6 protein-coding genes are annotated in these 3,857 nt (G+C 63.6%); 1 reads left to right on the forward strand and 5 read right to left on the reverse strand.

Annotated elements, in window-relative coordinates; genetic code table 11:
- Positions 1-518 (forward strand): DUF805 domain-containing protein (locus tag EN781_RS28120; protein WP_145965669.1); only part of this gene is annotated, 518 nt, incomplete at its 5' end.
- A 158-nt stretch (positions 519-676) separates the two neighbouring features.
- On the opposite strand, the gene EN781_RS34575 is transcribed toward EN781_RS28120, so the two are convergent.
- The 5 genes from EN781_RS34575 to EN781_RS28145 form a co-directional block, all read right to left on the reverse strand.
- Positions 677-853 (reverse strand): hypothetical protein, encoded by a 177-nt coding sequence (locus EN781_RS34575; RefSeq protein WP_189347901.1) that lies wholly within the window; start codon positions 851-853, stop codon positions 677-679.
- A gap of 3 nt (positions 854-856) precedes the next feature.
- Complete coding sequence (gene leuB / locus EN781_RS28125) at positions 857-1,960, reverse strand: 3-isopropylmalate dehydrogenase (RefSeq protein WP_126057394.1); 1,104 nt, start codon at positions 1,958-1,960, stop codon at positions 857-859.
- A 79-nt stretch (positions 1,961-2,039) separates the two neighbouring features.
- Positions 2,040-2,393: a VOC family protein gene (locus EN781_RS28130; RefSeq protein ID WP_126057393.1), complete on the reverse strand. Its 354-nt coding sequence runs from the start codon at positions 2,391-2,393 to the stop codon at positions 2,040-2,042.
- A gap of 52 nt (positions 2,394-2,445) precedes the next feature.
- Positions 2,446-2,829, reverse strand: coding sequence for a RidA family protein (locus EN781_RS28135; protein WP_126057392.1), 384 nt, complete (start codon positions 2,827-2,829; stop codon positions 2,446-2,448).
- A gap of 295 nt (positions 2,830-3,124) precedes the next feature.
- Positions 3,125-3,857, reverse strand: a 733-nt coding sequence (locus EN781_RS28145; RefSeq protein WP_127400542.1) for a hypothetical protein, incomplete at its 5' end; no start/stop codon positions are given.

Raw genomic sequence — 3,857 nt, forward strand, 5'->3', positions numbered from 1 at the left:
GTCCGGCAGAGCCCGCCACCCCGACCGCGGCGTCTCCTCGCCCCTTGCCGGGCAGCGCGCCTGCGGTGCCCAACCATTTCGGCCGCAACGCCGAAAATGGAACGATCGGATCGAGTGGCCTGTGGGACTATTTCTGGCGCGGCCTGACGACCAATTACGTCGATTTCTCCGGCCGCGCCCGGCGCAAGGAGTTCTGGGGTTTTTGCCTTTTCTGGACGATCGGCCTCGCCGTCATTGTCGGCGTCGGCCTCTCTGTGGATTTGGGAAGCGGCATCGAACAGGGCGACGACCTGCCGATCGTCATGATCTGCCTTGTCGTTCTCTACATCCTGCTGACCTTCCTGCCGTGGGTCGCGCTGCTCGTGCGCCGTCTGCACGATCTCGGCCTGACCGGCTGGCTCGCGATCCTCTGCTTCCTGCCCTATATCGGCTGGCTCGCGACGCTCGTCTTCGGGCTGATCCCGACCCAGGCCGGCGACAACAAATGGGGACCGATGCCGGTCGGCGTCAGGTTCTAGACTAGGGCCGCAAGCCAGACTGACCGTGTTCGCTCAAAGCGATGTATTCGATAATCTTGAAGTGCTTCGCAGTGTCACCACGAAGGGCCTTCTTGTGGGTTTGGATCGTCTCGGTCCCAACAATCTTGAATTCGGATCCTTCATAGGTAATTTCGCAATCAACCACCTTGCCGGGCCAAAGCCAGATCAAGAGCCCAGCTCAAACTGTTCTCGATCTGATATCGATCGCATACGAACTGCCGCAGTGGCGCGAGACGCTGGTCGGTGCGAAAGTCGGCCTGGCGTTTATGCTCGCCAAGAGCATCCCTTTCGATGGCGCGACCCACCTCGCCCATCTGTCATCCAAGGAACTTGGCGATGATGGCGTCGCCCATTTCAATGGTGCCGACTTCCTTCATGCCGTCGGAGAAGATGTCCTTGGTGCGCAGGCCGTCTTCGAGCACGGCGGCGATCGCCGCTTCCAGCTTGTCGGCCTCGGCCACCATGCCGAAGGAATAGCGCAGGCACATGGCGAAGGACGCGATCATGGCGATCGGGTTGGCGATGCCCTTGCCGGCGATGTCGGGCGCCGAGCCGTGCACCGGCTCGTAGAGCGCCTTGCGCTTCTTGGTCTTCACATCCGGCGCGCCGAGCGAGGCCGACGGCAGCATGCCGATCGAGCCGGTGAGCATGGCGGCGATGTCGGACAGCATGTCGCCGAACAGATTGTCGGTGACGATGACGTCGAACTGCTTCGGCCAGCGCACCAGCTGCATGCCGCCGGCATCGGCCAGCATGTGATCGAGCTTGACGTCGCTGTAGCTGGCCGCGTGGGTCTGGCTGACAACCTCGTTCCACAGCACGCCCGACTTCATGACGTTGCGCTTTTCCATCGAAGTGACCTGGTTGCGGCGCGTGCGCGCCAGCTCGAAGGCGACGCCCGAGATGCGCTCGATCTCGAACGTGTCGTAGACCTGCGTGTCGATGCCGCGCTTCTGGCCGTTGCCGAGATCGATGATCTGCTTCGGCTCGCCGAAATAGACGCCGCCGGTCAGCTCGCGCACGATCAATATGTCGAGGCCCTCGACCACCTCCTGCTTGAGCGAGGAGGATGCGGCGAGCGCCGGGTAGCAGATCGCCGGACGGAGATTGGCGAACAGCTCCATGTCCTTGCGCAGGCGGAGCAGCCCGGCCTCGGGACGCACCTCGTAAGGCACCTTGTCCCACTTCGGCCCGCCAACCGCGCCGAACAGCACGGCATCCGCCGCCATCGCCTTTTCCATGTCGGCATCGGAGATCGCCGCGCCATGCGCGTCGTAGGCGCTACCGCCGACCAGCCCCTCATCGGTGGCAAAACCGCTGCCGAGTTTTTCATTCATGGCCGCGATCAGCTTCTTCACCTCGGCCATGGCCTCGGGGCCGATGCCGTCGCCGGCGAGCAGGAGGAGATTTTTCGAAGCCATGGAGAACCGTCCCGAGAGTGTTTGGAGAAACCGCGGCCTTGCTAAACGCCAAGTGCTTGCGGCGCAAGCCTTTCAACCGTCACCGGTGCGAAAGGACATTCACCAGCCGGCCGAACGGGTCGCGCACATAGAAGCGCCGCACGCCCCAGGGCTCGTCGGCCGGGCCGTATTCGATGGCGAAGCCGGCCTTGCGCATGGCCGCAAGCGCCTCGTCGACGTCGTCGACCTCGATCGAAAGATCAGGCACCGGGGTGCCGGAGCCGCCCTCGGTCATGAAGCTGATCTGCACCGTCATCGTCTCGGCCGAGCCGCAGGTGACGATCCAGCCTTGGTCCATCAGCACATCAAGCCCGAGCACGTCCTGATAGAAATGCTGCGCCGCGAGGGTGTCCTGCGTGGCGATGTTGGCGACGATGCGCTTGACCTTTACCATCGGCTGATCCTTGCTTTGTGCAAGCCGGTGCCCCTGTCCTGGGCGACCTGCATCAGGCCGTGCGCCGGAGCGCCGTCGCCTCGATCTCGATCTTCATTTCCGGCTTGTTGAGCTGGCAGACGATCATCGTCGCCGCCGGCCGAATATCACCGAACGCCTCGCCGAGGATCGGGAACACCACGTCAACATAGGCCTGGTCGGTGATGTAGTAATGCGCCCGCACCACATCGGCCATCTCGAAGCCGCCGTCGGCCAAGGCCTTGGCAATGGTCGCGAGGCAATTGCGCGTCTGCGCCTCGACCGTGTCGGGCATGGTCATGGTGGCATAGTCGTAACCGGTCGTGCCGGAGACGAAGCACCAGTCGCCCTGCACCACCGCGCGCGAATAGCCGGCGGTTTTCTCGAAGGGCGAGCCGGTGGAGATGAGTGTGCGCATGGAGAGCCTCGCGTTGGATGCGCGCATTCTGAAACGGACGAGCGATCCAGTCGTGAGCCAGGGAGCGTAGACTGGCGGTGCAAACTTTTGATGCTGACGGGACAGCGCCCCCCTCTGGCCTGCCGGCCATCTCCCCCACTTGGGGGGAGATCAGATGTCACGCCGGTTTTCGCCAATCACCAGCGTTGCAAAACAGGCGGGGCGCCGAAACAGCCAATCTCCCCCCTTGTGGGGGAGATGTCCGGCAGGACAGAGGGGGGCGCGAAGGAACGCGACCTAGCAATAGAGGCTCGGGCTAATTCGCCGACCCCTGCGCGTCGTCATACGCTTTCTTGATATCCGCCGGCCACGTCTTCAGGTCGGGCCAGCCCTGTGGCTCGCCATTGTCGCCGCGGCGCGCGAAATAGACTTTGTGCTTGACCGGATCGACCGCCATGAAGCCGTCATTGCCGCCGCAATCATGCGGCACGCAGCCGGTGGCGTAGAAGGCGCCGGATGCGGTGTTTTCGGTGCCGCCGCCGACCAGCAGGCTGGTCGCCATGTCGGGCATGGTGTCGCCGAGCACCGTCTGCGCCGCCTTGTAGACCGCCTCGTTGTGGAAGGCGTCGATGATGTTGTCGTATTTCGACGGGTCGACATCTTTCCAGTCGGTGCCGGATTCCGGCGTGTAGGTGAGGTTGCCGGAGGTGGTCAGCCCTTCCGTCGGCGACCATTGCAGCGCCGCTCTCGTCTCGCCCGGCAGCAGAAAGGGCACATAGTAGATGGCGCTGTCGGAGACCGCGGCCGGCGGCGCGCCGCATTCGTCCTGCTCGACGGTGGTGGTCTGGATCTCGCCGCCTTCCGGCTTCCAGGCGATGACACTCGCCGGCCCGCATTGATTGCCGCCATCGCCGACATCGAACAGTGCGACCTTGACGCCGCCGACCTCGACAATCTTGTCGAAGAAGACGTCGTAATTGTCGGCGAGCTGCTTGCCGTCATAGGCCAGCACCTTCTCGCCATACTCCTCCTGCTGGGTGATGGTGAAC

Source organism: Mesorhizobium sp. M4A.F.Ca.ET.090.04.2.1 (genome assembly GCF_003999085.1).
Taxonomy (GTDB): domain Bacteria; phylum Pseudomonadota; class Alphaproteobacteria; order Rhizobiales; family Rhizobiaceae; genus Mesorhizobium.

Coding starts and splice junctions, on each gene's coding strand:
- EN781_RS34575 (WP_189347901.1), bottom strand. CDS start 853: ATGGGCGAGGTGGGTCGCGCCATCGAAAGGGATGCTCTTGGCGAGCAT.
- leuB (WP_126057394.1), bottom strand. CDS start 1,960: ATGGCTTCGAAAAATCTCCTCCTGCTCGCCGGCGACGGCATCGGCCCC.
- EN781_RS28130 (WP_126057393.1), bottom strand. CDS start 2,393: ATGGTAAAGGTCAAGCGCATCGTCGCCAACATCGCCACGCAGGACACC.
- EN781_RS28135 (WP_126057392.1), bottom strand. CDS start 2,829: ATGCGCACACTCATCTCCACCGGCTCGCCCTTCGAGAAAACCGCCGGC.